Annotated in this window: 23 protein-coding genes, 4 tRNA genes and 1 other RNA gene; 12 read left to right on the forward strand and 16 right to left on the reverse strand. The window is 73.0% G+C overall.

The window, feature by feature from the left end; translation table 11 throughout:
* Window positions 1-29: 29 nt before the first annotated feature.
* The 7 genes from purF to purS form a co-directional block, all read right to left on the reverse strand.
* A complete protein-coding gene (gene purF / locus ACZ6KO_RS28915) occupies window positions 30-1,547 on the reverse strand; it encodes an amidophosphoribosyltransferase (protein WP_401456142.1) in 1,518 nt (505 codons plus the stop codon).
* A 202-nt stretch (window positions 1,548-1,749) separates the two neighbouring features.
* Window positions 1,750-2,277 carry an META domain-containing protein gene (locus tag ACZ6KO_RS28920; RefSeq protein ID WP_469306959.1) on the reverse strand — a complete coding sequence of 176 codons (528 nt, stop codon included), beginning with the start codon at window positions 2,275-2,277 and terminating at the stop codon, window positions 1,750-1,752.
* Between the two features lie 49 nt (window positions 2,278-2,326).
* On the reverse strand, window positions 2,327-3,118 hold the full coding sequence (locus tag ACZ6KO_RS28925) for a maleylpyruvate isomerase family mycothiol-dependent enzyme (protein ID WP_469306960.1): 792 nt from the start codon (window positions 3,116-3,118) through the stop codon (window positions 2,327-2,329).
* A 9-nt stretch (window positions 3,119-3,127) separates the two neighbouring features.
* Window positions 3,128-4,513 (reverse strand): hypothetical protein, encoded by a 1,386-nt coding sequence (locus tag ACZ6KO_RS28930; RefSeq protein WP_469306961.1) that lies wholly within the window; start codon window positions 4,511-4,513, stop codon window positions 3,128-3,130.
* A 144-nt stretch (window positions 4,514-4,657) separates the two neighbouring features.
* Window positions 4,658-6,907, reverse strand: a complete 2,250-nt coding sequence (gene purL, locus ACZ6KO_RS28935; protein WP_469306962.1) for a phosphoribosylformylglycinamidine synthase subunit PurL — start codon at window positions 6,905-6,907, stop codon at window positions 4,658-4,660.
* Window positions 6,904-7,584, reverse strand: a complete 681-nt coding sequence (purQ, locus tag ACZ6KO_RS28940) for a phosphoribosylformylglycinamidine synthase subunit PurQ (RefSeq protein WP_469306963.1) — start codon at window positions 7,582-7,584, stop codon at window positions 6,904-6,906. The genes purL and purQ overlap by 4 nt, the downstream gene beginning before the upstream one ends.
* Window positions 7,585-7,586: 2 nt before the next feature.
* On the reverse strand, window positions 7,587-7,838 hold the full coding sequence (purS, locus tag ACZ6KO_RS28945; RefSeq protein WP_328969684.1) for a phosphoribosylformylglycinamidine synthase subunit PurS: 252 nt from the start codon (window positions 7,836-7,838) through the stop codon (window positions 7,587-7,589).
* Window positions 7,839-8,159: 321 nt separating this feature from the next.
* Here purS and ACZ6KO_RS28950 point away from each other — a divergent pair, with 321 nt between their 5' ends.
* From ACZ6KO_RS28950 to ACZ6KO_RS28985, 8 genes are all read left to right on the forward strand, one after another.
* Entirely contained in the window at window positions 8,160-8,477 is a 318-nt protein-coding gene (locus tag ACZ6KO_RS28950) for a histone-like nucleoid-structuring protein Lsr2 (RefSeq protein WP_469306964.1), read from the forward strand.
* An 89-nt stretch (window positions 8,478-8,566) separates the two neighbouring features.
* Window positions 8,567-8,638, forward strand: a tRNA-Gly gene (locus ACZ6KO_RS28955).
* 81 nt (window positions 8,639-8,719) lie between these two features.
* A tRNA-Gly gene (locus tag ACZ6KO_RS28960) sits at window positions 8,720-8,792 on the forward strand.
* Window positions 8,793-8,937: 145 nt separating this feature from the next.
* Complete coding sequence (locus ACZ6KO_RS28965) at window positions 8,938-9,957, forward strand: ABC transporter ATP-binding protein (RefSeq protein ID WP_469306965.1); 1,020 nt, start codon at window positions 8,938-8,940, stop codon at window positions 9,955-9,957.
* Window positions 9,954-10,727, forward strand: coding sequence for an ABC transporter permease (locus tag ACZ6KO_RS28970; RefSeq protein ID WP_469306966.1), 774 nt, complete (start codon window positions 9,954-9,956; stop codon window positions 10,725-10,727). The genes ACZ6KO_RS28965 and ACZ6KO_RS28970 overlap by 4 nt, the downstream gene beginning before the upstream one ends.
* 28 nt (window positions 10,728-10,755) lie before the next feature.
* On the forward strand, window positions 10,756-12,018 hold the full coding sequence (locus tag ACZ6KO_RS28975; RefSeq protein ID WP_469306967.1) for a sensor histidine kinase: 1,263 nt from the start codon (window positions 10,756-10,758) through the stop codon (window positions 12,016-12,018).
* Entirely contained in the window at window positions 12,015-12,626 is a 612-nt protein-coding gene (locus ACZ6KO_RS28980; protein WP_401456164.1) for a response regulator, read from the forward strand. Before ACZ6KO_RS28975 ends, ACZ6KO_RS28980 begins: the two co-directional genes overlap by 4 nt.
* A gap of 22 nt (window positions 12,627-12,648) precedes the next feature.
* Window positions 12,649-12,721 (forward strand) — tRNA-Gly (locus tag ACZ6KO_RS28985).
* Window positions 12,722-12,842: 121 nt separating this feature from the next.
* Here the strand turns inward: ACZ6KO_RS28985 and ACZ6KO_RS28990 are convergent.
* The 6 genes from ACZ6KO_RS28990 to ffs all read right to left on the reverse strand — a co-directional run bounded on the left by ACZ6KO_RS28990 (window position 12,843) and on the right by ffs (window position 21,369).
* Entirely contained in the window at window positions 12,843-13,742 is a 900-nt protein-coding gene (locus tag ACZ6KO_RS28990) for a phosphoribosylaminoimidazolesuccinocarboxamide synthase (RefSeq protein ID WP_469306968.1), read from the reverse strand.
* Between the two features lie 85 nt (window positions 13,743-13,827).
* Window positions 13,828-15,294 carry a N,N-dimethylformamidase beta subunit family domain-containing protein gene (locus tag ACZ6KO_RS28995; RefSeq protein ID WP_469306969.1) on the reverse strand — a complete coding sequence of 489 codons (1,467 nt, stop codon included), beginning with the start codon at window positions 15,292-15,294 and terminating at the stop codon, window positions 13,828-13,830.
* 397 nt (window positions 15,295-15,691) lie between these two features.
* A complete protein-coding gene (locus ACZ6KO_RS29000) occupies window positions 15,692-17,314 on the reverse strand; it encodes a M48 family metalloprotease (RefSeq protein ID WP_469306970.1) in 1,623 nt (540 codons plus the stop codon).
* Between the two features lie 346 nt (window positions 17,315-17,660).
* Window positions 17,661-18,923, reverse strand: coding sequence for a phosphoribosylamine--glycine ligase (gene purD, locus ACZ6KO_RS29005; protein WP_469306971.1), 1,263 nt, complete (start codon window positions 18,921-18,923; stop codon window positions 17,661-17,663).
* A gap of 60 nt (window positions 18,924-18,983) precedes the next feature.
* Window positions 18,984-21,227, reverse strand: coding sequence for a DNA polymerase III subunit gamma and tau (locus ACZ6KO_RS29010; RefSeq protein WP_469306972.1), 2,244 nt, complete (start codon window positions 21,225-21,227; stop codon window positions 18,984-18,986).
* 43 nt (window positions 21,228-21,270) lie between these two features.
* Window positions 21,271-21,369: signal recognition particle sRNA small type (ffs, locus tag ACZ6KO_RS29015), an RNA gene on the reverse strand.
* Window positions 21,370-21,466: 97 nt separating this feature from the next.
* On the opposite strand from ffs, the gene ACZ6KO_RS29020 reads away from it, so the two are divergent.
* Window positions 21,467-21,554, forward strand: a tRNA-Ser gene (locus ACZ6KO_RS29020).
* Between the two features lie 121 nt (window positions 21,555-21,675).
* Here ACZ6KO_RS29020 and ACZ6KO_RS29025 read toward each other — a convergent pair.
* From ACZ6KO_RS29025 to ACZ6KO_RS29035, 3 genes are all read right to left on the reverse strand, one after another.
* The gene (locus ACZ6KO_RS29025; RefSeq protein WP_469306973.1) at window positions 21,676-21,942 is read right to left on the reverse strand and encodes an SCO5918 family protein; all 267 of its coding nucleotides are present in this window, start codon (window positions 21,940-21,942) and stop codon (window positions 21,676-21,678) included.
* Between the two features lie 149 nt (window positions 21,943-22,091).
* Complete coding sequence (locus ACZ6KO_RS29030; protein WP_401444454.1) at window positions 22,092-22,295, reverse strand: cold-shock protein; 204 nt, start codon at window positions 22,293-22,295, stop codon at window positions 22,092-22,094.
* Window positions 22,296-22,565: 270 nt separating this feature from the next.
* A complete protein-coding gene (locus tag ACZ6KO_RS29035; RefSeq protein WP_469306974.1) occupies window positions 22,566-22,895 on the reverse strand; it encodes a MerR family transcriptional regulator in 330 nt (109 codons plus the stop codon).
* Between the two features lie 229 nt (window positions 22,896-23,124).
* On the opposite strand from ACZ6KO_RS29035, the gene ACZ6KO_RS29040 reads away from it, so the two are divergent.
* The 3 genes from ACZ6KO_RS29040 (at window position 23,125) to ACZ6KO_RS29050 (ending at window position 25,262) form a co-directional block, all read left to right on the forward strand.
* On the forward strand, window positions 23,125-23,478 hold the full coding sequence (locus tag ACZ6KO_RS29040; RefSeq protein ID WP_469306975.1) for a YciI family protein: 354 nt from the start codon (window positions 23,125-23,127) through the stop codon (window positions 23,476-23,478).
* Between the two features lie 65 nt (window positions 23,479-23,543).
* Window positions 23,544-24,788 (forward strand): RNA polymerase sigma factor, encoded by a 1,245-nt coding sequence (locus ACZ6KO_RS29045; protein ID WP_469306976.1) that lies wholly within the window; start codon window positions 23,544-23,546, stop codon window positions 24,786-24,788.
* 75 nt (window positions 24,789-24,863) lie between these two features.
* The gene (locus ACZ6KO_RS29050; RefSeq protein WP_469306977.1) at window positions 24,864-25,262 is read left to right on the forward strand and encodes a TOBE domain-containing protein; all 399 of its coding nucleotides are present in this window, start codon (window positions 24,864-24,866) and stop codon (window positions 25,260-25,262) included.
* Window positions 25,263-25,282 lie beyond the last annotated feature (20 nt).

Below are 25,282 nucleotides of genomic sequence, written 5' to 3' on the forward strand. Positions count from 1 at the left end.
TGCAGGGTGGTGCGAGGCGTCGCGAGAGGTCACGGACGACGGAGCGCGTCGGCCGCGTCCGTACCGCCTGCCAGCTCGGTCTCCAGCAGCTGCTTGCCGAGGAGCTCCGGGTCCGGCAGCTCCATCGGGTACTCGCCGTCGAAGCAGGCACGGCAGAGGTTCGGCTTCTGGATGGTGGTCGCCTCGATCATGGAATCGAGGGAGATGTACGCCAGGGAGTCCGCGCCGAGCGACTTGCCGATCTCCTCGACCGTCATGCCGTTGGCGATCAGCTCGGCCCGGGTGGCGAAGTCGATGCCGAAGAAGCACGGCCACTTCACCGGCGGCGAGGAGATCCGGATGTGGACCTCGGCCGCGCCGGCCTCGCGGAGCATGCGCACCAGCGCGCGCTGGGTGTTGCCGCGGACGATCGAGTCGTCGACGACCACCAGGCGCTTGCCGCGGATGACTTCCTTGAGGGGGTTGAGCTTCAGGCGGATGCCGAGCTGGCGGATCGTCTGCGAGGGCTGGATGAAGGTCCGGCCGACGTAGGCGTTCTTGACCAGGCCGGAGCCGTACGGGATACCGCTGGCCTCGGCGTACCCGACGGCGGCGGGGGTGCCGGACTCCGGGGTCGCTATCACCAGGTCGGCGTCGGCCGGGGCTTCCTTGGCCAGCCGCCGGCCCATCTCCACGCGGGAGAGGTAGACGTTCCGGCCGGCGATGTCGGTGTCCGGGCGCGCCAGGTAGACGTACTCGAAGACACAGCCCTTCGGCTTTGCTTCCGCGAAACGAGAGGTGCGCAGACCGTTCTCGTCGATCGCGATGAGCTCGCCCGGCTCGACCTCGCGGACGAAGCTGGCGCCGCAGATGTCGAGGGCGGCGGTCTCGCTCGCGACCACCCAGCCGCGCTCCAGGCGGCCGAGGACCAGCGGGCGGATGCCCTGCGGGTCACGGGCGGTGTAGAGGGTTCCCTCGTCCATGAACACGAGCGAGAAGGCGCCCTTGACCTGCGGGAGGACCTTGGCGGCCGACTCCTCGATGGTCAGGGGCCTGCCGTCGTCGTCGGTCTGGCCGGCCAGCAGGGCCGTGACGAGGTCGGTGTCGTTGGTGGCGGCCACCTGGGTGGCGCGGCCGTCCTGCCGAGGAAGGTCGGCGACCATTTCCGCGAGCTCGGCGGTGTTCACCAGGTTGCCGTTGTGTCCCAGGGCGATCGAGCCGTGGGCGGTCGCGCGGAAGGTGGGCTGCGCGTTCTCCCACACCGAGGCACCGGTGGTGGAGTAACGGGCGTGACCGACCGCGATATGGCCCTGGAGGGAGCCGAGGGAGGTTTCGTCGAAGACCTGGGAAACGAGGCCCATGTCCTTGAAGACGAGGATCTGGGAACCGTTGCTCACAGCGATTCCCGCGGACTCCTGTCCACGGTGCTGCAGGGCATACAGTCCGAAGTAGGTGAGCTTGGCGACCTCTTCACCCGGAGCCCAGACACCGAAGACGCCGCAAGCGTCCTGGGGGCCCTTCTCACCGGGGAGCAGGTCGTGGTTGAGTCGTCCATCACCACGAGGCACGCAACCGAGTGTAGGCGAGATCGACCACTGGTCCGAATTGGGGACGCCCGGGAAATGTCACAGCACGGAGGGTGACGGGGCCCTTGCGTCTCGCCATCCGGTGCATTGTCGACATGTACGAGGAAATGCGCGGCGGCTCCCGCCCCGCGCGCTGATCCATTTCACCCTTTCCGCATACCCGTGCACGGACCGGAGCGGGCGGCTATTCCACCGCGACCGTGCCCTGGGCGGTCACGCCCGTGCCGGCGGAGGTCGTCAGGGTCATCGTCTGGCCGGTGACCGCGTACGTGAGGGGACCGGCGGCCAGGAGGTCGCTCAGGGCGCGCTCGACCTCGCCCGTCGGGCCGCCGCACGCCATGCGGGTCGCGGAGACGGGGCCGAACGTGACCGTACGGGCGTCGGTGGTGGCGCGGCCGGTGAAGCGGTTGCAGCCCAGGCTGCCGCGGACCGAGCCGTCCGCGTCGATGGTGAAGTGGGCCCGCGCCGCCGCCTCGGCCGGCACGTCGGTGGCCCCGGTGGCGTCGACCAGGGCGGTCACCGTCCACCGGATGCCGACGAGCGGCGCCGCGGGGGCCGGGGCCGGCCCGGTCACGGAGACCGTGTCGCCGCCGGGCACCGCTGCCGCGGGGCCGGGCCCGCTCTGGCCGCACGCGCCCGCCGTCAGGGCGAGGACGGCGGCCAGGGCCGCGGCCGGGACGGTCGTGCGCGGGTGCCTGCCGTGGGTTCGCATACCGGTCCGACGTACGCCCCGCCGGTCCGGTTCCGCGCCCGTCCCCCGCTCAGCCCATCAGCGGCAGCAGCGCGGACAGGTCCGCGCGCTCCCCGCTGGCCCGCACCCGGGCGTCCTCGACCTCCGCCGCCCAGCCGGTACGGCCGGTGGCCAGCCGGATCCAGGTCAGCGGGTCGGTCTCCACGACGTTGGGCGGGGTCCCCCGGGTGTGCCGGGGCCCCTCGACGCACTGGACCACGGCGAACGGGGGCACGCGCACCTCCACCGAGCCGCCGGGCGCCTTGGTCGCGAGGGCGTCGGCGAGCAGCCGGGTGCAGGCGGCGAGGGCCTGCCGTTCGAGGGGGATCGCCAGCCCCGCCGCCCGGTTGAGGTCGTCGGTGTGGACCACCAGTTCCACGGTGCGCGTGATCATGAAGTCCCCCAGCGTCATGGCACCGATCAACAGGTCCAGCACCCGGCCGTCGCGGTGCTCGGCCAGCGCCCGCGCCATCCGGTCCGCGGCCCGTTCGTACAGCTCGGGCAGCGGGCCACCGCGCAGGGTCTCACCGGCGGCGTCCGCGATCCGGCCCGCCATCGGGGCGGTGGCGAAGGGCCACTCGACCGCGCTCAGCGTGGCCTTCTCCACCGGCGGCCGCTCCAGGCCGCCGGCGAGGGAGTCGGCGATCCACGCGATGTGCGCGGCCAGTTCGCCGACGGTCCACTCGCCCAGCCCGGCGGGCCGCGCCAGTTGTTCGGGGGTCAGTTCCCCCACCGCGTCGGCGACGTGGCCGAACTGGGTGGTGACGGCGGCACGGATGCGCTGCGAATCGTAGGCGCGCGGCTTCTTCCTGGCGGGCGGCATGGCCCGACCCTACCCACTCCGCCCGGCGGGCCCGGGAAGCTTCAACCCGGTGCAGCCCCGCCGCTGCACGGTCTCGGTGGCGTAGGCGGTGAACAGCTCCGACAGCCGGGCCTCGCCGAGCACCGCGCGGTAGCCGGGCGGCACGTGCAGGGTGAGGGCGGCGGGCCGGCCGGCGCAGGTCGCGGAGCCGAAGAGGACCTCTCCGTCCTGCGAGCGCCCCGCACCCAGCACGGGTATCGGGCGGACCTGGAAGTCGGTCGTCACCAGGGCCGCGTCGGCGTCGTCGCCGAAGGCGGAGTACGTCCTGATCCACCACGGCCGGCCGTCCAGGACCCGCTCGACGTCCTGGCCCTCGCGTTCCTCGGGGTTGAGCCCCGGCAGCACCCGGCGCGCCCCGTCCGGGCTCACCGCCAGGACACAGGACTCCACCCGGCTGTGTGCGGCGGTGGGCACACCGGCCGCCCGGTCGGGCAACCGGTCCCGCCCGGCACCTCCGGCGGCAGCGGTCCCGCCGCCGGCCGGACCGCCGGACCGTACGGCCGCGAACCAGGCACAGGTGCCGCGGCCGGATTCCGCCGGTCCCAGATCGGGGGCGGGCAGCGGCAGCCGGGCCGGAAGCGCGGGGAGTCCGGCGTCGCAGCCGAGCCGCCGCGCGGCCGAGACCGCCGCGTCCCGGGCGAGCCGGCCCACCGACCTCAGGTCCGCCTCGGTGGCCCCGACGGCCTCCCCGGAGGACGCGGTGACCAGGATCGAGGTGGTCCCGGCGGCGGTGGGCGTACGGCACGGGGCGACGACGGAGACGCTGCGCCGCCCGTGGTCCCCCAGCGTCCCGTCACCCAGCGGGACGCGGTCGGGCAGGTCGAGCCGGGCGGTGGCGTCGTCACGCTCGCGCATCCCGGCGGACGTGAACGGCTTCGCGTCCCCGACCTGTTCCGCCCCGGGCCCGTCCGTGCGGGGCGCACGGGAGCGGATCTCGACCGTGAGCGTGAAGTGCCGCGTCGTTCGGGAGCGCGCGGCCACGTCACGGACGGTGTCCAGCAGGCAGCTGCTCGACCGACGGGTGAGGTCCACCCCCGGCCGGTGAGGTCTGCCGGGCTCCACCCGGTCCACCCCGCCGCTCAGCCGCAGCACGGCGGAGGCGTCGACGAGGCCCGCACAGGACTCCTCGATGGTGGCGCGGCTTTCCTGGCGGACCTGCCGGCGCCCGTACGAGTCGTACAACGACCAGCCGCCCACGAGCACCCCGAGCACGGCCAGCGTGCACAGCAGCGCGTTGACCCTGTTCCATGACCGCCCCCGGTCGGGCAGGATGCGCTGGTCCCCGCCCGGGCGGTCCCGGTCGCCGCCGCTCGCCGGTGGTCTCGGCTCCGGCATGCCCAACGTCGGATCGAACACGACCCCACCCCCGTTCACCGGTGCTTCCCCCGATGTCCCCAGCACCGTAGCAACGGAGAACGACAGGGGCCGGGGCCTGTCCACAACCTGTGGACAACGCCCCGGCCCCTGTTCCGTACCGGTTCCGGCCGACCGTGACCCGTGTCAGGCCAGCAGCGCCGGGATCGTGGCCTCGTGGGCCTCGCGGAGCTCGGCCAGCGGGATGCCGAACTCGCCCTGGATCTCGATCTCGTCGCCGTCGACCACGCCGATGCGCGTGGCCGGCAGGCCGCGCGCGCCGCACATGTCGGTGAAGCGGAGCTCCTCGCTGCGCGGGACGGCCACGATCGCGCGGCCCGCGGACTCCGAGAAGAGGAACGTGAACGCGTCCAGCGTCTCCGGGACCACGATCCGCGCGCCGTTGCCGCCGCGCAGGCAGGACTCGGTGAGCGCCTGGATCACGCCGCCGTCCGACAGGTCGTGCGCCGCGTCGATCATGCCGTCGCGGGAGGCCGAGATGAGGATCTCGCCCAGCAGCTTCTCGCGCCCCAGGTCCACCTTCGGCGGCAGGCCGCCCAGGTGGCCGTGGACGACCTCGGACCACGCCGAGCCGCCGAACTCCTCGGCGGTGTCGCCGAGCAGGTAGAGCAGCTGGCCCGGCTCCGCGAACGCCATCGGCGTACGGCGGTTGACGTCGTCGATCACACCGAGGACCGCCACGACCGGGGTCGGGTGGATCGCGATGTCACCGGTCTGGTTGTACAGCGAGACGTTGCCGCCGGTCACCGGGGTGCCCAGCTCCAGGCAGCCGTCCGCGAGACCACGGCAGGCCTCGGCGAACTGCCACATGACGCCCGGGTCCTCCGGCGATCCGAAGTTCAGGCAGTCGGAGATCGCCAGCGGCTTGGCGCCGGTCGCGGCGACGTTGCGGTAGGCCTCCGCCAGGGCCAGCTGCGCACCCGCGTACGGGTCGAGCTTGGCGTACCGGCCGTTGCCGTCGGTCGCCATGGCCACGCCGAGGTTGGTGTCCGCGTCGATCCGGACCATGCCGGCGTCCTCGGGCTGCGCGAGGACGGTGTTGCCCTGCACGAAGCGGTCGTACTGGTCGGTGACCCAGGACTTCGAGGCCTGGTTCGGGGAGGAGACCAGGGCCAGGACCTGCGCGCGCAGCTCCTCGGAGGTCTGCGGCCGCGCCAGCCTGCCCGCGTCGTCGGCCTGGAGGGCGTCCTGCCACGCGGGGCGGGCGTACGGGCGGTGGTAGACCGGGCCCTCGTGGGCGACGGTGCCCGGGGGCACGTCCACGATCTGCTCGCCGTGCCAGAAGATCTCCAGGCGCTCGCCGTCGGTCACCTCACCGATGACGGTGGCGATGACGTCCCACTTCTCGCAGATCTCCATGAAGCGGTCGACGTGCTGCGGCTCGACGATCGCGCACATGCGCTCCTGCGACTCGCTCATGAGGATCTCCTCGGGCGAGAGCGTCGCGTCGCGCAGCGGGACGGTGTCCAGCTCCACGCGCATGCCGCCGGAGCCGGCCGAGGCCAGCTCGCTGGTGGCGCAGGAGAGCCCGGCGCCGCCGAGGTCCTGGATGCCGGCGACCAGCTTCTCCTGGAAGATCTCCAGGGTGCACTCGATGAGGAGCTTCTCCTGGAACGGGTCGCCGACCTGGACGGCGGGGCGCTTGGTCGGCTTCGAATCGTCGAAGGTCTCGGACGCGAGGACCGAGACGCCGCCGATGCCGTCGCCGCCGGTGCGGGCGCCGTAGAGGATGACCTTGTTGCCGGGGCCGGAGGCCTTGGCCAGGTGGATGTCCTCGTGCTTCATCACGCCGATGCAGCCGGCGTTCACCAGCGGGTTGCCCTGGTAGCAGGAGTCGAAGACGACCTCGCCGCCGATGTTGGGCAGGCCCAGGCAGTTGCCGTAGCCGCCGATGCCCGCGACCACGCCGGGCAGGACGCGCTTGGTGTCGGGGTGGTCGGCCGCGCCGAAGCGCAGCGGGTCGACGACCGCGACCGGGCGGGCCCCCATGGCGAGGATGTCGCGGACGATGCCGCCGACGCCGGTCGCCGCGCCCTGGTAGGGCTCGATGTACGAGGGGTGGTTGTGCGACTCGACCTTGAAGGTGACCGCGTAGCCCTGACCGACGTCGACGACGCCGGCGTTCTCACCGATGCCGACGAGCAGGGCGGTGTTCTCGGGGGCCTTCTCGCCGAACTGCTTCAGGTGCACCTTGCTGCTCTTGTAGGAGCAGTGCTCGGACCACATGACGGAGTACATGGCGAGCTCGGCGCCGGTGGGGCGGCGGCCGAGGATCTCGCGGATGCGGGCGTACTCGTCCTCCTTGAGGCCGAGTTCCTTCCAGGGCTGCGCCGCGTCCGGGGTCCCGGTGGCGTTCTTGACGGTGTCGAGGCTCATGCGGAGACCAGCTTCTTCAGGACCGAGGTGAAGAACGGGAGGCCGTCGGTGCGGCCCGTCCCGATCAGCGGCTCGACCGCGTGCTCGGGGTGCGGCATGAGGCCGACGACGTTGCCCGCGGCGTTGGTGATGCCGGCGATGTCGCGCAGCGAACCGTTCGGGTTCATGTCCAGGTACCGGAAGGCCACGCGGCCCTCGGCCTCCAGTTCGTCGAGCGTGCGCTCGTCGGCGACGTACCGGCCGTCCATGTTCTTGAGCGGGACCGAGATCTCCTGGCCCTGCTCGTAGTCGCCGGTCCAGGCGGTGCCGGCGTTCTCGACGCGCAGCTTCTGGTCGCGGCAGATGAAGTGCAGGTGGTTGTTGCGGAGCATCGCACCCGGCAGCAGGTGGGCCTCGGTGAGGATCTGGAAGCCGTTGCAGATGCCGAGGACGGGCATGCCCGCCCGCGCCTGCTCGATGATCGTCTCCATCACCGGCGAGAAGCGGGAGATGGCGCCGGCGCGCAGGTAGTCGCCGTACGAGAAGCCGCCCGCGAGGACGACCGCGTCGACCTGGTGCAGGTCCTTGTCGCGGTGCCACAGCGAGACCGGCTCGGCGCCCGCGATGCGCACGGCGCGCAGCGAGTCCTGGTCGTCGAGCGTTCCGGGGAACGTCACGACTCCGATGCGAGTGGTCACCGTCAGTCCTCGACCTTCACGGTGAAGTCTTCGATGACGGTGTTGGCGAGGAACGTCTCGGCCATCTTGTGGATGCGGTCGAGGGCGGCCTGGTCGACCGGGCCCTCCACTTCCAGTTCGAAGCGCTTCCCCTGGCGGACGTCGGCGATGCCCTCGAAGCCCAGGCGCGGCAGTGCACGCTGCACCGCCTGGCCCTGGGGGTCGAGGATCTCCGGCTTGAGCATGACGTCGACTACGACGCGTGCCACTGGCACTCCCGAGTGGTGGTTGGTGCGAAGGCGGTTCCCTCAGCGTACCCGGCCAAAATTTCTACGCGGGTAGATATCGGACGGCCCCGATCGGCGACCGGTTTCGGCTTCACCAACGCTTCGCAAAATCCACCGGAAAACCACGCGTTCGGGATTGCGGCGGGACACGCGGAGACAATTAACTGGACTTCACCATGCGCGGGAAATCGCGGTACAAAGGAATCCACCAGGATTCCTGGTGAAAGCAGCATTGCCCCGAAACATCCACACAGGCGACATCACCGCACGTCACGCGGGCGGAGATGTCCCGCGAAGGGACCGATATCCGTGGCGCAGCGCGTAGTAGTCACGATCTCCGACGACCTCGAAGGCGGAGAAGCGGCGGAAACGGTCGCCTTCGGGCTGGACGGTAAGTCGTACGAGATCGACCTCAATCTCGCCAACGCAAAGAGACTGCGGAAGAGCCTGGAGCCGTACGTGGCCGCCGGCCGCCGCCAGGCGCGCTCGGGGAAGACCTACAAGCACACGGCGCTGGCACCCGACCCGGCGGTGGTGCGGGCCTGGGCCCGCTCGCACGACTTCGACGTGCCGCCCCGGGGCCGGATCCCGAAGCGGGTCTACGAGGCCTACAACGCGGCCCACTGACCCCCGATTTGCCAACCACCCCCCGGCATCCGCTAGTGTGTGGATCACGCCGAGGGGCCAAGACCGCAGGTCAGAACCCCGAAGGTCGTGCGGGTGTAGTTCAGTAGCAGAACATCCCCCTTCCAGGGGGAAGGCGCAGTGTGCGATTCCTGTCACCCGCTCTGCATAAAGCTTTACCGACCACTGCTGTGGATCAGGTAGAGTGGTGCACGCACCGACCAGTGAAAGCTGATCGGCAGCATGCGGACGTGGCTCAGTTGGTAGAGCATCACCTTGCCAAGGTGAGGGTCGCGAGTTCGAATCTCGTCGTCCGCTCGTGAAAGAAAGGCCCCGGTCATCAGACCGGGGCCTTTCTTGTTGTACCGACTGCTCGTTGTACCGACTGCCCGATGACATTTGTCATCTGCGGTGATGACAGCCCGCACTGCTGCCGTCACCGGTCCGCGGCGAGTCTGGAGTCATGACTGACACCGACCAGACAGTGATCGAAGTCGAGGGACTGCGCCGCGGCTACTCCGGGGGATTCGAGGCCGTGCGCGGGATCTCCTTCTCCGTCGCCCGCGGCGAGATCTTCGCCCTCCTCGGCACCAACGGGGCCGGCAAGACCTCCACCGTCGAGCTGCTGGAAGGGCTGGCCGCGCCCGGCGGCGGCCAGGTCAGGGTCTTCGGCCTCGATCCGTACAAGCAGCGTGCCGCGGTCCGGCCGCGCACCGGGGTCATGCTCCAGGAGGGCGGTTTCCCCTCCGACCTGTCCGTCGCCGAGACCGTGCGGATGTGGGCCGGGGTCACCACCGGGGCCCGGCCGGGGGCCGAGGTGCTGGAGCTGGTCGGGCTGGCCGCGCGCAGCGACGTACGGGTCAAGCAGCTGTCCGGCGGCGAGCGGCGGCGCCTGGATCTGGCGCTGGCCCTGCTGGGGCGGCCCGAGGTGCTGTTCCTGGACGAGCCCACCACCGGGATGGACCCCGAAGGGCGCCGGGACACCTGGGCGCTGGTGCGGGCGCTGCGGGACGAGGGCACCACGGTCGTGCTGACCACGCACTACCTGGAGGAGGCCGAGGAGCTCGCGGACCGCCTCGCGATCCTGCACGAGGGCGAGATCGTGCTCGCCGGCACCCCGGCCGAGGTCACCGCGACCCGCCCGTCCCGGATCCGCTTCACCCTGCCCGAGGACGTCGCCCCGGCCCGGCTGCCGCTGTCGCTGCGGGCCGCGGCCGAGGGCCGGCGGGTGGAGATCCGTACCGAACGGCTGCAGGCCGCGCTGGGCGAACTGCTGAGCTGGGCCGACGAGGCGGGCGTGGAGCTCGCCGGGCTGGACGCCCGGTCCGCCTCGCTGGAGGAGGCGTTCCTGGAGATCGCGCAGAGCCGCCGGGCCGGCGCCGCGGACGACCCGCGGAACACCGACCGGACCACCGCGCAGAGCACCGCGCAGGCCACCGCGCAGACCACCGACCGTACCGAGAAGATGGCGGGCACCCGATGAACACGCTGACGCTCAACCCCGGGCGGCTCGTCGCGCTCGGCCGCTCCGAGCTCACCCTGCTGGTGCGCAACCGCGCGACGCTGTCGGTGGCGCTGCTGATGCCGCTGGTGATGGTCTACGTGCTGCGCTCCTCGCTCGGCGGGTTCGACCTGGAGGGCGGCACGGCGGCGATCGGCGAGGCCACTCTGACCGGCGGCATCGGCATGGTGCTGATCCTCGTCGTCTACATGAACCTCGTCTCCGCGTACGTCGCCCGGCGCGAGGAGCTGGTCCTCAAGCGGCTGCGCACGGGCGAGGCCGGCGACGTCGAGATCCTGGCGGGCACCGCGCTGCCCTCCGCCGTCCTGGCGCTCGTCCAGGTCGTGGTGCTGGCGGTGGCCGGGGCGGCCGCCCTGGACGCGACGGCCCCCGACAACCCGCTGCTGGTGGCGGCCGGTGTGCTGGCGGGCATCGTGATGCTGGCCGGGATGTCGGCCGTGACCAGCTCCTTCACCCGCAACGTGGAGAGCGCCGGCATCACCACGCTGCCGCTGTTCCTGGTGACCACGATGGGCTCGGGGCTGTTCGTCCCGACGGACACGATGCCCGAGAAGCTGGCCTCGGTGTGCGAACTGCTGCCGTTGAGCGGTGTGATGACCTTGGTCCGCGCGGGCTGGACGGGGACGGACGCGGGTACCGACCTGCTGGGCGCCGCCCTGACCACGCTGGCCTGGATCGTGATCACGGTGTTTGCTGTCCAGAAGTGGTTCCGCTGGGAGCCGCGCCGCTGAACAGCGGGAACGAGGGGGGACGGGGAACGTGTCGAAACTGACCGGGTGGTGGAAGAACCGCAGTCAGGCCGCGAAGGTCGAGCTCTACACCCGCTGGTCCTTCCACTTCTTCGTCCTGATCGAGATCGTCTCGATCGGCCTGACGCCCCTGCCCAACGAGGGGAAGGGACCGGGCCCGTTGGAGTGGGCCCTGTGCCTGATGGTGTGCGCGCACGCGCTGTTGTGCGGAGTGCTCTCCTCCAAGGCCCTGGACTGGGTGGTGGAACGGCGGGACCGGCCGGTGCGGATGCTGGGCGTCCTGCTCGGCGCCACGGGCGCCGCGGTGCTGTGCGTCCTCGCACTGGAGAGTTCCGGGCGGCTGCCGACCGGAGTCGGCGCGACGCTCGTGGTGGGGATGACCTGCTGGTCGAGCGGCTCGGTGGTGCTGTGCCTGAAGAAGGTCCGGCACATGCGGTACGTCCCGCCGGCCGTCGCCCTCGCCACGGGCCTGGCGGCCCTGGCCCTCGGTATGCCCCGCCCCGACGTCCTCGGCTACACGATCGGCGTCCTGATCGCCGCCGTGTTCCTCTCCTTCACCTGCGGGTTCTCGTCCTGGCTGCTGACGACGGTGTGGCAGCTGGACCGGTCGCGCGAGCTCGAGGCCCAGCTGGCGGTGGCCGAGGAACGGCTGCGGTTCGGCCGCGACCTGCACGACGTGATGGGCCGCAACCTCGCGGTGATCGCCCTCAAGAGCGAGCTGGCGGTGCAGCTGGCCCGGCGCGAACGCCCCGAGGCGGTGGAGCAGATGATCGAGGTCCAGCGGATCGCGCGGGAGTCGCAGCGCGAGGTGCGCGACGTGGTGCGCGGCTACCGCCAGGCCGACCTCACGGTGGAGCTCGAAGGCGCCCGCGGGGTGCTGAGCGCCGCCGGGATCCACTGCCGCGTGGAGCGGCGGGAGCGGCGTACCCTGCCGCCGGCGGTGCAGTCGGCGCTGGGCTGGGTGGTGCGCGAGGCCACCACCAACGTGCTGCGGCACGGGGACGCGCACCGCTGCGTGATCCGGCTCACGGCGGGAACGGGGGACTCGCTGGAGCTGGTGGTGGAGAACGACGGCGTCCCGGCGGAGCCCGCCGGGCGCCCCGGCTCCGGACTCGCCGGGCTGCGCGAGCGGCTCGCCTCGGTGGACGGGACGCTGGAGGCTGGACGGATCGCCGGCGGCCGGTTCCGGCTGACCGCGCGGATCCCGGAGCACGAGCTGCGGGTGGAGAGCCCCGAGGTTGCCGAGATCCCTGAACAGGAGGTGCGGGCGTGAGCCCCGTACGCGTGCTGCTGGCCGACGACGAACACCTGATCCGGGCCGCGGTCGCCGCGCTCCTGGCGCTGGAGGACGACCTGCTGGTCGTGGCCGAGGCGGCGTCGGGGCCGGAGGCGCTCGCGATGGCGCGGGCGCACCGGCCGGACGTGGCCGTGCTCGACATGCAGATGCCGGGGGCCGACGGTGTGAGTGTCGCCACATCGCTGCGGGCCGAACTCCCGGACTGCAAGACCATGATCGTAACCAGTCACGGCCGACCCGGGCACCTGAAGCGGGCGCTGGCGGCCGGGGTGCGGGCCTTCGCGCCCAAGACCGTCTCGGCGCAGAAGCTCGCCGAGATCATCCGGACCGTGCACGGCGGAGGCCGCTACGTGGACCCGGAGTTGGCGGCCGACGCGATCAGCGCCGGGGACTCGCCGCTGACCGCGCGGGAGGCCGAGGTGCTGGAACTCGCGGCGGACGGGGCGCCGATCGCGGAGATCGCGGAGCGGGCCGTGCTGTCGCAGGGGACGGTACGGAACTACCTCTCGTCGGCGGCGTCGAAGCTGGGTGCGGAGAACCGGCACACGGCGGTACGTCTCGCACGCGAGCGAGGTTGGGTATAGTGGGTCTCGCGCTTCGGCGCATGCGGACGTGGCTCAGTTGGTAGAGCATCACCTTGCCAAGGTGAGGGTCGCGAGTTCGAATCTCGTCGTCCGCTCGTGAGGCGAAGGCCCCGGTCATCAGACCGGGGCCTTCGTCGTGTCCGGCAACCAGGGCATGGGATGCGGCCGTGCCCCGGGAGCCCGTTTCCGGGCCCCGGGGGGGGGTGCCGTACGCGGCTACGACCAGGCCTGGCCGGTGATCCGCTCGTACGCCTCGACGTACTTGGCGCGGGTCGCGTCGACGATCTCCTGCGGCAGGGCCGGCGGGGGCGTCTCGCCGCGGCGGTCCCAGCCGGAGGCGGGCGAGGTCAGCCAGTCGCGCACGAACTGCTTGTCGTAGCTCGGCTGGGCGTGGCCCGGCTCCCACGCGTCGGCCGGCCAGAAGCGGGACGAGTCCGGGGTCAGCACCTCGTCGGCGATCACCAGTTCCCCGTCGGCGAAGCCGAACTCGAACTTGGTGTCCGCGAGGATCACGCCGCGCTCTCGGGCGATGCCGCGGGCCCGGCCGTAGACGGCGAGGGTGGTCTGGCGCAGTACGGCCGCGGTCTCGGCGCCGACCTGGCGGGCGACCTCCTCGTAGGAGACGTTCTCGTCGTGCTCGCCGACGGCGGCCTTGGCGGCCGGGGTGAAGATCGGCGCGGGCAGCTCGGAGCCGTCCACCAGGCCCTCGGGGAGGGCGAGTCCGCAGACGGTGCGGGTCTGCTCGTACTCGGCGAGGCCGGAGCCGGTGAGGTAGCCGCGGGCCACGCACTCGACCGGGATCATCTCCAGGTTCTTGCAGACGAGGGTGCGGCCGGCCCAGTCGGCGGGGGCGCCGGCGGGCAGGTCGGTGCCCAGGACGTGGTTCGGGACGAGGTCGGCGAGCTGGTCGAACCACCACAGGGACAGCTGGGTCAGGACGCGGCCCTTGTCCGGGATCTCGGTGGGGAGCACCCAGTCGTACGCGGACATGCGGTCGCTGGCGACCATGACGAGATCGCCGGCTTCGTTCCGGTAGAGGTCGCGCACCTTGCCGGTGTGGAGGTGGACGAGGCCGGGCACCTGCACCGGCTCGGGCTTTTCGACGAATCCGGACACGGGGTCTCCCTGTGGTTCTGTACGAGCGCGGTCCCATTCTCCCGTACGGGTGCCCCGTCACCGGCACGGGGCTCCGGTCCGGCGGTCAGTCGCGCTTGCAGATCCGGTCGAGGAGGTTGGCCGTGGCCCGCTGGATCCGCTCGTCGACGTGGCCCGGGCGGTCGAGGGCCGGGGACCAGGCGAAGGTGCCGGAGGCGAAGACGAGGGCGCCGCTGGGGGCGCGGTACAGGGAGGTCTCCTGGTGCCGGCGGTGGCCGTCGCCGTCCTCGTACGGGGAGTGGGCGAGCAGGATCCGGTCCTGGTGCTCGGGGAGCTGGGTGCGGGGGAAGTAGCGGTCGGCCTCGCCCGCGACCAGGCCGTCGAGCTCGTCGCCGTCGGCAGCGCCGGTGGAGTCCCACAGCCAGTGGGTGGCGTTGCGCACGATCAGCGGGGCCGGTTCGGGGACGCGGCCGGCGTACTGGATGCCCAGGAGCTGCTGTTCGGGGCGGTCGACCTCGCGCCAGAGGGTGGGGCGGCCCGGCCCGCGGCGTTTTCGGCACGTGAGCAGGCGGTCGGGGACCCCGGAGGGGGAAGGGCTCAACTCGACCTGCCAGTACATGGTGTTGGCGGAGAGGAAGACCAGCGAGGTGCCGTGCTCGCGGGCGGCCTCGGCGGTCCGGCGCATGGGCGCCGACCAGTACTCGTCGTGGCCGGGGAAGACCAGGCCGCGGTAGCGGGCCGGGTCGACGCGGCCGGAGTGCAGGTCGCGGGTGTCGGCGTAGGCGAGGTCGTAGCCGTAGCGCTCGGCCCAGCGGATGAAGTCGTAGGCGTGCCCGACGTGCAGGGGGAGGCCGGCACCGGCGTAGGGGCGGTCGAAGGACACGGTGATGGCCGCGTCCTTCTCGCCGAGGAGCCGGCCGTCCTCGTCCCAGGCGTGGTACAGGCTGGCGCCGGTGCGGCCGTCCTCGGGATAGAGGTTGTACGCCTGCCAGGTGATGTCGGGCAGGAGGAGCAGGAGGTCGGCGGGGTGGTCGTCGCGGACCGTGAAGGGGATGTGCGAGCGGTAGCCGTCGGCGGTGGTGAGGACGGCGACGTAGGCGCCGAGGTTCCAGTACGAGGGGACCTGGAGCCGCCAGGACAGCCACCAGTGGTGGCAGGAGACGGTCCGGTCGGCGGTGAGGGGGGCGGGCTGGACGATGCCGCTGAGCCGGGGGCTGGAGTGGATCTTGCTGGCGCCGTCGCCGCCGTAGTGGCCGATGCGGTAGACGTCGACGGAGAACTGCTGGGGCGGGTCGACGGTGACGTGGAAGTCGATGGCCTCGCCGGGGGCCACGGCGCCGGTGGAGGCGAAGCCCTTGATCTGGCGGTGCACGTCGTCGGCGGTCCGCGGGCCGCCGGAGTTGCGGTCGGCGCGGGGGCCGGGGATGTCGACGTACCAGGGCACGACCTGGCCGGTGTCGTCGAAGTACAGCTCGCTGCCCCGGAACCACGGCAGGGGGCCCTGCCCGAAGGGATCGCTCACCGCGTGGGCGAGCGCGCCCGACTCCCACCGCCGGATCTGGTCGGCACCCATACCGCTCTCCCCTCCCTGTCCCGGGCTCACCCGAACGCGGCCCGTCCGCGACCGGTCCCAGCACATCACATAACGCACGCAGTCCGTCACCGTTCGTCGCGAATTGACGCGACTGGCTCCACGGGTGCGGGGGGACGGGGCGCCCGCCGGGCGGGGGCAGGGGCTGCCCGGGGGGGGGCCGCCCCTGCCGGGTGGGGCGGCCCCTGCCGGGGCGAGGCGGATCGACCTGAGGGGCCGCAGCGGCCTGCCGGCCCGGCACGGCATGCCTCCGGACGGGCCGGCCGACGGCCCGGTGAAGGCCCTCCCCGCGCCTGGGGAGCGCGCGGCTGCCTGGGCCGGCTCGGCCGGGTGGGTGGGTGGGTCCCCGTGGGGGAGGTGGTGGGTCGGTCGGGGGCGGTCAGACCAGGCGGACCGGTTTTTCCGGGCGGACGCCGATTTCGGTCAGCCAGTCGCGCAGGGGGCCCGCGTCGCCGTCCTCGACCAGGGACAGGACGCGTGGGGCGAGGTCGGCGCGGCGTTCGCCGGCGACCAGGAGGACCGGGCCGTCCAGCCAGTCCAGGCCCGGCGCGGCGCCCGCCGAGTCGACCGCGGCACAGCACACCATCGCCGTGACGTGGTCGGCCAGCAGGTCCCGGCCGCTCCTGGGCGGCTGGAGGGGGAACAGCGGCACCGCGTCCGCCCCGCGCGCGTGCGCCTGCCCGGCACCGCCGGACCGCTCCTCACGCGCCAGGTCACCGCTCAGCCGCCCGGCGAGCGCGTCGCACTCCCCGCTCGTGGCCAGGTAGTCCAGCACCCGATCCAGCGTCGGCCCCGCGAACCCGTCCGCCGCCGACGGCGGCGCCGGCACCGGCGCGGCACCCGCCGGCACGGCCAGCGCGTCCAGCGCGTGGTGCAGCCGCGCCGCCTCCGTGCGCCACTTGCGGTCCACGACCTCCTCCGGGTACGCCGACCAGGCCACCGGCGACCAGTCCGGCCCCGGCTGGGCCGGGCCGCCGTGGAAGAGCCGTGCCGCCAGCAGCGACGCCGCCTCGTCCACCACGCCCGGTTCCTCCAGCAGGTCGCACGCCGGCCGCTCGCCGAGCCGGGAGGTGAACCCCTCGGCCAGGCGGTCCCGCCGGGACAGCTCGGTCAGCGCCGAGACCACGCCCGCGTCCAGGTGGGCCGGCCAGCGGCCCATCCGCCACGCGGGCAGCGCGACCCGGGTCAGCAGCCGGTCCCAGCCCGCGTAGGCCAGACCCACCTGCTCCTGGGCGACGATGCGCAGCCCGTAGTCCACGCTCTGCGCCCGCTCCGAGGCGGCCGCGGCCACCCCGCGCTCCATCTCGGCGGCGTCCGCGCGGCACAGCCGCAGCAGCAGCCGGGCCGGCCGGGCGATCCAGCCCAGCCCCCGCCCGTTGCCCACGTCCACCGCGGCGTCGAGCCCGCGGACGAAGCGCCGGGCATCGGCTATGTCGGGGTGCGCGGAAGGACCCGTACCGGCGACGACCGGGGCGAGGACCGCCCGCAGCTCGCCGACCCGCATCCACCACAGGAACGGGGAACCGATGACCAGCACCGGCGCGGCTCCCGGGTCCGCGGCATCCGATATGCCCCGGCGCCGGTGCGCGGCGTGCGTACGGTCCTCCAGCCAGCTGTCGCAGTCGGGCGTCAGCGCTATCGCGGACGGCGCCGGGACCTCCAGCCGCTCGGCCAGGTCACGCACCAGGCGGTAGAGGTCGGGGGCGGCCGCCTCGGACAGCGGCACCGTGGGTGTCACGGCCGGGCTCGCCCGCACCACCACCGCGGCGAAGATCCCGCCGGTCAGCAGCACCACGGCGCCGACGGCACAGACCACCAGGGTCACGACCGGCCAGGGATCCCCGGTCAGCCGTCCCGTCATACGCGCGGTGACCAGCACCACCGCGACGGCGGCCGGCAGCAGCACGAAGGCCAGCGCCGTGCTGCGCACCCGCAGCACGGCGAGGGCCCGCGAGCGCGCGGACCGCGCGCCCGCCTCCATGAACGAACCGGTTCCGGACACGACCGGACCTCACCCCCTCTGCCCTGCGGCGGCTTTGCTCACTCCCCCACTGTGACACCCGCCACCGACATCGCAATGCCGGTGGGCCAAGTGCCGGAATGCTTGCGCCGCACCCTAGTTGGGGTGTGCCCGGCCGTCAGGCGGACCGTGCATCGATCACCCGATGGAATGGCTTTGGGTAAAGCTGGCCGCGTCCGGCCCGCGGCCGGGCGCACCCGCCCGAGCACGCACGCGCGCGGGCCCGGGCGCACTGTCGGCGCTCCGGGCCCGCGGGGCTCGTTCCTGCACGTTCGTCCGGACCGGCCGCTCACACGGCCGCTCGCACGGCCGGTCCTGCGGCCGCCGCTCAGCGGCCGGCGGCCGCCTGAGCCGCCTGGGCGGCGATGTCGGTGCGGTGCTGCGAGCCGGCCAGCCGGATCCGCGCGACCGCCTTATACGCCCTCTCCCGCGCCTGTGCCAGGTCCGGACCGGTCGCCGTCACCGACAGCACCCGTCCGCCCGCACTGACGACGGCGTCACCCTCGCGCCGGGTCCCGGCGTGCAGGACGTACGCCTCGGGGGCGTCCTGCTCCGCGATCGCGTCCAGGCCCTCGATCGGGTCGCCGGTGCGCGGCGTACCGGGGTAGTTGTGGCTGGCCACGACCACCGTGACGGCCGCGTCGTCGCGCCAGTTCAGCGGCGGCTCGGCGTCCAGCGTGCCGTTGGCGGCGTTCAGCAGGACGCTGGCCAGCGGGGTGCGCAGCCGGGCGAGGACGACCTGGGTCTCGGGGTCGCCGAAGCGCGCGTTGAACTCGATCACGCGCACGCCGCGCGAGGTGATCGCCAGTCCGGCGTAGAGCAGGCCGGAGAACGGCGTGCCGCGGCGGCGCAGCTCGTCGACGGTGGGCTGCAGGACGGTGGCCATGACCTCGTCGACCAGCTTCGGGTCCGCCCACGGCAGCGGCGAGTACGCGCCCATGCCGCCGGTGTTGGGGCCCTGGTCCCCGTCGAGCGCGCGCTTGAAGTCCTGGGCGGGCTGCAGGGGCAGGACGGTGATGCCGTCGGTGATGGCGAAGAGGGAGACCTCGGGGCCGTCGAGGTACTCCTCGATGACGACGCGGTCGCAGGCCAGCGCGTGCGCGCGGGCCGCCTCGCGGTCCTCGGTCACCACGACGCCCTTGCCCGCGGCCAGGCCGTCGTCCTTGACGACGTACGGGGCGCCGAAGGCGTCGAGGGCCTCGTCGACCTCCTCGGGGTTGGTGCAGACGTACGAGCGGGCCGTCGGGACGCCGGCCGCCGCCATGACGTCCTTGGCGAAGGCCTTGGAGCCCTCCAGCCGGGCCGCCTCGGCGGACGGGCCGAAGACGGGTACGCCGGCCGCGCGGACGGCGTCGGCGACCCCGGCGACCAGCGGCGCCTCCGGGCCGACGACGACGAGGCCGGCGCCGAGCTCGGTGGCCAGGCGCGCGACGGCGTCGCCGTCGAGCTGGTCGACCTCCCGCAGCTCGGCCACGTCCGCGATCCCGGCGTTACCGGGGGCGCAGTACAGCGCGGTGACGTCGGGATCGAGGGACAGAGAGCGGCACAGGGCGTGTTCGCGGGCGCCGCCGCCGATGACGAGGACCTTCACGCCGCTCAGCCTAGCCCGCGCGGCAGGGTTCCCTTCGTGCGGGCACCCAACTCGGCGCCGCTACTCGTTCGTATATTCCTCCACCACGGTGGCTCCGAGCTCGCGCACGATCAGGTCGTGACCGCTGAGCGCGCTCTCGACCAGGTCCGGGTCGTCGTCCTCCGGTACGTCGTCCTCGGGGGCGACCGGCGGCGGGGCCGCGGCCTGCGGCGGCGGGGTCCGGTCGGGGGCGGGGGCCGCCTGGGGGGCCTGCGGGGCCGGGGACGCCGGCGTGTACGCCGGGGCGGCCGGCGCCGGCGGGGGGGTGTGGGCGGGGGCCGCGGGGGCGCCGTACGCGGGCGCCCCGCCGTACCCGGACGGGGCGGCCGGCGCGGGGCCGCCACCGCCCACGACGGCGTCGATCTTCCAGTTGACCTGGAACTGCTCGGCCAGGACCGCCTTGAGCACGTCCTCGCTGCCGCTGCTGGAGAAGTTGTCCCGGGCGCCGGGGTTGGGGAAGCCCAGCTGGAGGGTCGTGCCGTCGAAGCCGGTGACCTGGGCGTTCTGGCTGAGCAGGATCCAGGTGAAACGGCGGCGGTTCTTGACGGCCTCCAGGATCCCGGGCCACATGGCCTGCACCTGGCCGGCCCCGGCGGCCATGCCGGGGGACGCGGCCGCGGCCGCGGCGGGCCGGTCGGGCGCGGGGGCCGCCGGCTGCGGCGCCGGGGCCGGGGCGGCGGCGGGGACGGACCCGGGCGCTGCGGCGCTCGGCCACGCACCGGCCGCGGCGGGGGCGGCGGACCCGGGCGTCGCCGCACCCGGCCAGGCGCCGGGGGCAGGGGCGGGCGCGGAGGCAGGGGCGGGCGCGGGCGCGGCACCGGGCTGAGCGGCACCGGGCCAGGCGCCGGGGGCGGGGGCGGCCGGGGCGGCGGGCGCGGCGGCGACCGGCTCGTCCCGGACTGGGGCGGGCGCGGGTGCCGGTGCCGGCGCCGGAGCGGGCGGGGCGGCGGGCGCACCGGGGGCCCCGGTCCCCCGTACGGCGGCACGCGCCCCGGCCGGACCGTCAGCGGCCGCAACGGGACCGGCGGGCGGGACGGGAGCCATGCCGTGGGCCTCCGGCCCCGGGACGTACCCCATGACGGGCGCGCCCTGGGCGGCCATCACCACGCCGCCGCGCTCGAGCCGGTCGAGGCGGGCCTGGAAGGACCGCTCGTCGTCGAAGGCGGCCGGCAGCAGCACCCGCGCACAGATCAGTTCGAGCTGGAGCCGGGGCGAGGTCGCCCCGCGCATCTCCGTGAGGCCGGCGTTGACGAGGTCGGCCGCCCGCGACAGCTCGGCGGCGCCGAACACCGAGGCCTGCGCCTGCATCCGTTCGACCACGTCGGCCGGGGCGTCGATCAGGCCCTTCTCCCCGGCATCGGGCACGGCGGCCAGGATCACCAGGTCGCGCAGCCGCTCCAGCAGGTCGGCGACGAAACGGCGCGGGTCGTTGCCGCCCTCGACGACGCGGTCCACGACCTCGAAGGCGGCCGCCCCGTCCCCGGCGGCGAACGCGTCCACGACGGAGTCGAGCAGCGAGCCGTCCGTGTACCCGAGGAGGGAGGTGGCCATGGCATACGTCACACCGTCGTCGGCCGCGCCCGCCAGCAGCTGGTCCATGACGGACATCGAGTCACGCACGGACCCGGCGCCGGCCCGCACGACCAGCGGCAGCACCCCGTCCTCGACGGGGATGCCCTCGCGGCCGCAGACCTCACCGAGGTACTCGCGCAGCGTGCCGGGGGGCACCAGCCGGAACGGATAGTGGTGCGTGCGGGACCGGATGGTCCCGATGACCTTCTCCGGCTCGGTCGTGGCGAAGATGAACTTGAGGTGCTCCGGCGGCTCCTCGACGACCTTCAGCAGGGCGTTGAACCCCGCCGAGGTGACCATGTGGGCCTCGTCGATGATGTAGATCTTGTACCGGCTGCTCGCCGGGCCGAAGAACGCCTTCTCGCGCAGGTCGCGGGCATCGTCCACGCCACCGTGCGACGCGGCGTCGATCTCGATGACGTCGATGGAACCCGGCCCGTTGCGCGCGAGGTCCCGGCAGGACTGGCACTCCCCGCAGGGCGTGGGGGTGGGACCTTGCTCACAGTTCAGACAGCGGGCGAGGATGCGCGCACTCGTGGTCTTGCCGCATCCGCGCGGCCCACTGAACAGGTACGCGTGATTGACCCGGTTGTTGCGCAGGGCCTGCATGAGCGGAGCGGTGACATGCTCCTGCCCGATGACCTCGGCGAACGACTCAGGGCGGTAGCGGCGGTACAGCGCAAGGGACGACACGCTTACGAGCGTATCCGGGCCCACCGACAACGACGGCCACCGAACGCAAAGCGCCCCCCACGCACCCGCCAGAGCCCACTTACCCTTGCTGCCTTCCGGCCCTGGGGGAGTTGGGTGAGATAGCGCCACGTGAGGGGCTGGCCCCAGCGTAGCCGATGGACGGCCCCGGAATCGACCCGCTCCCCCACCCCGCGGATCACGTTCGCTAGCACCCCTCAGCGTCTTGTATTGTTTGCGGCGGAGGATTCGCCTAGAGGCCTAGGGCGCACGCTTGGAAAGCGTGTTGGGGGCAACCCCTCACGAGTTCGAATCTCGTATCCTCCGCCAGTGCCTCACCGGGCACGTTGTAGAAGGGCCCCGCTGCTTGCAGCGGGGCCCTTCTACGTATGCGGTGCGGCGCACGCACCAGGAGCAGAGCGGCCGACATGGACCACGTCACATCGTGGCGTCAGGCCTGGGAGAGGCCGGACGGGTCGGCGGTGGGCGTGGCGCGGCAGGTGAAGCCCAGGCGGACCAGGGCGCGGTAGACCTCGCCTGCGGTGAAGTCGCGGGGGTCCTGGCCGGTGATGATGCGGCCGACCTGCTTGACGGGGTAGACGCGGCCGTCGATGGTCGCGGACGCGTCGATGACGGGCTCGGGCACGACGCCCTTCATGGACGCCTCTACTCCGCCTTTGGTCAGTTCGAAGGGAAAGCGGGCGATCACGCAGCGCATGAGGGTTCCTCCGTGGCGAACGGGAACCCGCCGCCGGCCAGCGACGGGTAGAGGTCCATGGGGCGGCAGCCGGGCCGTGGGCCCTGGGGGAACGCGAACCGGGGCCCGCACCCCAAGGTGCGGGCCCCGGCCGGGCGTGCGTCCTGTGATCAGGCGGAGACGATGTTCTCAGCCTGGGGGCCCTTCGGGCCCTGGGTGACGTCGAACGACACCTTCTGGCCCTCCTGGAGCTCACGGAAGCCGTTGGAGACGATGTTGGAGTAGTGGGCGAAGACGTCGGCGCCGCCGCCGTCCTGCGCGATGAAGCCGAAGCCCTTTTCGGCGTTGAACCACTTCACGATGCCAGTAGCCATGAAAGATCTCCTCTAACGGGGCAGGTCCCGGGGTGGGCACTGTGCACACCCCGCGTCGCCGCGATGATTGCCCCGCCGGAAAAGACCGGTAATGCTCGACGCACTGGGAACCACAACTGCAACTTCTTTCGAAACTACCACAGCACCCCCGCGCCGCCCCGGAAACCATGGACAGGAAGACCGAATTCCTTCGAAGGAGGTTATTTCCCCTGCCGCGATTGCCGTAATTCTGTATCGGTCGGCATAGGGTTTCACCGGCTCCGGCGGGCGTCAGCGGCTTCGCAGGTCCCGCCGCAGTTCCTCGTTGTCCCGCAGGGCCTGGGCCAGCTGCCCCTCCAGGAGGACGATCCGGCAGGCCGCCTCGACCGGGGTGCCCTGGCCCACCAGCTCGCGCGCGCGGGCCGCGACGCGCAGCTGGTGGCGGGAATAGCGGCGGTGTCCGCCCTCCGACCGCAGGGGTGTGATCAGCCCCGCCTCACCCAGCGCCCGCAGGAACGCGGGGGTCGCGTCGATCATTTCCGCAGCCCGGCCCATCGTGTACGCCGGATAGTCGTCGTCGTCGAAACGGTCGGGGGTGCGGGCCGGGGATTTCGGGGTCACACAGACCTCTCACTTCAGCGGCAGAACACCGCGAAGTGTACTCCGGCCGCAGCAGATTTTCTCCGGGTGAGAGTACGGGGACGCGGGCGTACGGGACACGGGCGTACGGGGGCGGCTCCGGAGGATTCCCGGAAAGATTTCCGGGGGAGGTGTCGATCCGGCCGTCTCCCGTTCGACGCAGGGGTGAGAGACGGGGAACGAGCCCCGTCCTCCTGACCGAGGAGCCACCATGCCGCGCTACCTGACGCTGATCCGCATCGACGAGCAGAACCCGCCCGCCGACGCCCCCGGGCCCGACTTCGACGCACGCATGGGAGCGCTGTTCGAGGAGATCACCAAGGCCGGGGTCATGCTGGACACGGCCGGCCTGAAGCCGACCGCCGAGGCCACCCGGGTGACCTGGGCCGACGGGAAGGTCGGCTACACCGACGGCCCGTTCACCGAGACCAAGGAGGTCATCGGCGGCTACTCCCTCATCCAGGCCAAGGACAAGGCCGAGGCGGTCGAGTGGGCCCGGCGGTTCCTGGAGATCCACCCGCCGCACTGGACCGTGACGTGCGAGGTCCGCGAGATCGAGGGCTGAGCGAGGTCGGCCGTCCGTGCCGCCGGGTCGCGCTTGCCCGGCGGGACGGGCGGCTGCTCTGATGGGTGGCCGTGACGGCAGCGAGCGTGGCCCGGACGGTCGAAGCGGTGTTCAGGATCGAGTCCGCCCGGATCATCGCGGGCGTCACCCGTATCGTGCGCGACGTCGGCATCGCCGAGGAGATCGCGCAGGACGCGCTGGTCGCGGCGCTGGAACAGTGGCCGGCGGCAGGCGTCCCGGACCGGCCCGGCGCCTGGCTCATGGCCACCGCCAAGCACCGCGCGATCGACCTCGTCCGCCGCAAGGAGACGTACGCGCGCAAGCTGGCGGAGGTCGGGCGCGCGCAGCCGGACGCGGTCGCGCCGCCGCCCGAGCCCGCCGACGCGGACGACATCGACGACGACCTGCTGCGGCTGATCTTCACGGCGTGCCATCCGGTCCTGTCGACGCAAGGCAGGATCGCGCTCACGCTGCGCCTGCTGGGCGGGCTGACGACGGAGGAGATCGCGCGGGCGTTCCTCACGTCCGAGCCGACGGTCGCGCAGCGGATCGTCCGGGCGAAGCGGACGCTGGCGAAGGCCGACGTGCCCTTCGAGGTGCCGTACGGCGCGGACCGCGAGGCCCGGCTCGGTTCCGTCCTGGAGGTCATCTACCTGATCTTCAACGAGGGCTACGCCGCCACCGCCGGCGACGACCTGGTCCGGCCGGCCCTGTGCGAGGACGCCCTGCGGCTGGCCCGGGTGCTGGCGGGCCTGATGCCCGGGGAGGGCGAGGTGCACGCGCTGGCGGCGCTCCTGGAGTTCCAGGCCTCGCGGATCCCGGCCCGCACCGGGCCCGACGGCGCGCCGGTGCTCCTCGCCGACCAGGACCGCTCGAAGTGGAACCGGCTGCTCGTCCTGCGCGGGCTCGAGGCGCTGCAGCACGCGGGCCACGGGCCGTACGCCGTCCAGGCCACGATCGCGGCGTACCACGCGCAGCCGGTCCGGTACGAGGACACCGACTGGCCGGCGATCGCGGCCCTGTACGGCCGGCTGATGGCGCTGACCCCGTCCCCGGTCGTGGAGCTGAACCGGGCGGTCGCCGTGTCGATGGCCGAGGGCCCGGCGGCGGGGCTGGCGCTGGTGGACGCGCTGGCGGCCGAACCGGCCCTGAAGGACTACCACCTGCTGCCGAGCGTGCGCGGGGACCTGCTGGAGCGGCTGGGGCGCAGCGCCGAGGCACGGGCGGAGTTCGAACGGGCGGCCGCGCTCACCCGGAACGCCAGCGAGCGCCGGCTGCTGCTGGCACGGGCGGCCCGCGCCGGGTCCTGAGCGCACGTCGGCTCCTGAGCGCACGCCGGTCCCGCAGGGGCGCCCGACGGGGCGGGCACCCCCTAGAGTGCCTACGTGCCGCAGTACACCATCGGGCAGGCCGCCGGCCTGCTGGGCGTGAGTCCGGAGACCGTCCGGCGCTGGACGGACGCCGGGCGGCTGCCCGCCGTCCGGCAGGACGACGGGGTCCGCAGCATCGACGGCGCGGCGCTCGCCGCGTTCGCCCAGGAACGGGCGGCCGGGATGCACCCGGTTCCCGAGAACAGCCCGGCCACCTCCGTGCGCAACGCCTTCGCCGGCATCGTGACCGGCGTGAGGGTGGACGACGTGGCGGCGCAGGTGGAGATCCAGTCGGGCCCGCACCGCATCGTGTCCCTGGTGACGCGCGAGTCGGTCGAGGAACTCGGCATCGAGGTCGGCGTGACGGTCACCGCGCGGGTGAAGTCCACCAACGTGCACATCGACCTGGGCTGAGGCTTCGGCCGAGGCGCATG

The sequence above is a fragment of the Streptomyces sp. NPDC042102 genome (genome assembly GCF_055582305.1).

Coding starts and splice junctions, on each gene's coding strand:
- ACZ6KO_RS28920 (WP_469306959.1), bottom strand. CDS start 2,277: ATGCGAACCCACGGCAGGCACCCGCGCACGACCGTCCCGGCCGCGGCC.
- ACZ6KO_RS28925 (WP_469306960.1), bottom strand. CDS start 3,118: ATGCCGCCCGCCAGGAAGAAGCCGCGCGCCTACGATTCGCAGCGCATC.
- purL (WP_469306962.1), bottom strand. CDS start 6,907: ATGAGCCTCGACACCGTCAAGAACGCCACCGGGACCCCGGACGCGGCG.
- ACZ6KO_RS28965 (WP_469306965.1), top strand. CDS start 8,938: ATGACTGACACCGACCAGACAGTGATCGAAGTCGAGGGACTGCGCCGC.
- ACZ6KO_RS28970 (WP_469306966.1), top strand. CDS start 9,954: ATGAACACGCTGACGCTCAACCCCGGGCGGCTCGTCGCGCTCGGCCGC.
- ACZ6KO_RS28995 (WP_469306969.1), bottom strand. CDS start 15,294: ATGGGTGCCGACCAGATCCGGCGGTGGGAGTCGGGCGCGCTCGCCCAC.
- ACZ6KO_RS29025 (WP_469306973.1), bottom strand. CDS start 21,942: ATGCGCTGCGTGATCGCCCGCTTTCCCTTCGAACTGACCAAAGGCGGA.
- ACZ6KO_RS29030 (WP_401444454.1), bottom strand. CDS start 22,295: ATGGCTACTGGCATCGTGAAGTGGTTCAACGCCGAAAAGGGCTTCGGC.
- ACZ6KO_RS29040 (WP_469306975.1), top strand. CDS start 23,125: ATGCCGCGCTACCTGACGCTGATCCGCATCGACGAGCAGAACCCGCCC.